At 69.5% G+C, this 780-nt stretch carries 1 protein-coding gene; it reads left to right on the forward strand.

Features of this window, described 5'->3' with window-relative positions; genetic code table 11:
- On the forward strand, window positions 1-780 hold a 780-nt coding region (gene groEL, locus IEZ27_RS53445; protein ID WP_189654321.1), incomplete at its 5' end, for a chaperonin GroEL.

Below are 780 nucleotides of genomic sequence, written 5' to 3' on the forward strand. Positions count from 1 at the left end.
CGCAAGGCCATGCTGGGCGACATCGCGATCCTGACCGGTGGTCAGGTCATCGCCGAGGAGGTCGGCCTCAAGCTGGAGACCGCCACCCTCGACCTGCTCGGCCGCGCCCGCAAGGTCGTGGTGACCAAGGACGAGACCACCATCGTCGACGGCGCCGGTGACGCCGAGGCGATCTCCGGCCGGGTCAACGAGATCCGCGCCGAGATCGAGCGCACCGACTCCGACTACGACCGTGAGAAGCTGCAGGAGCGCCTGGCCAAGCTGGCCGGTGGCGTGGCGGTCATCAAGGCCGGTGCGGCGACCGAGGTCGAGCTCAAGGAGCGCAAGCACCGCATCGAGGACGCCGTGCGCAACGCCAAGGCGGCCGTCGAGGAGGGCATCGTCCCCGGTGGTGGCGTGGCGCTGCTGCAGGCCGGCGCGAAGGCGTTCGACAAGCTGGAGCTGACGGGCGACGAGGCCACCGGTGCGGCGATCGTGAAGAAGGCTCTGGAGGAGCCGCTCAAGCAGATCGCGGTCAACGCCGGTCTTGAGGGCGGCGTCGTGGTGGAGAAGGTGCGCAACCTGACCCCCGGCGAGGGCCTCAACGCCGCTTCCGGCGAGTACGTCAACATGTTCGACTCCGGGATCATCGACCCGGCCAAGGTGACGCGCTCCGCGCTGCAGAACGCCGCTTCCATCGCGGCGCTCTTCCTCACCACCGAGGCCGTCATCGCCGAGAAGCCCGAGAAGACCCCTGCTGCTCCGGCCGGCATGCCCGGCGGCGGCGACATGGACTTCTAG

This window comes from Nonomuraea spiralis, from assembly GCF_014648435.1.
GTDB lineage: Bacteria > Actinomycetota > Actinomycetes > Streptosporangiales > Streptosporangiaceae > Nonomuraea > Nonomuraea spiralis.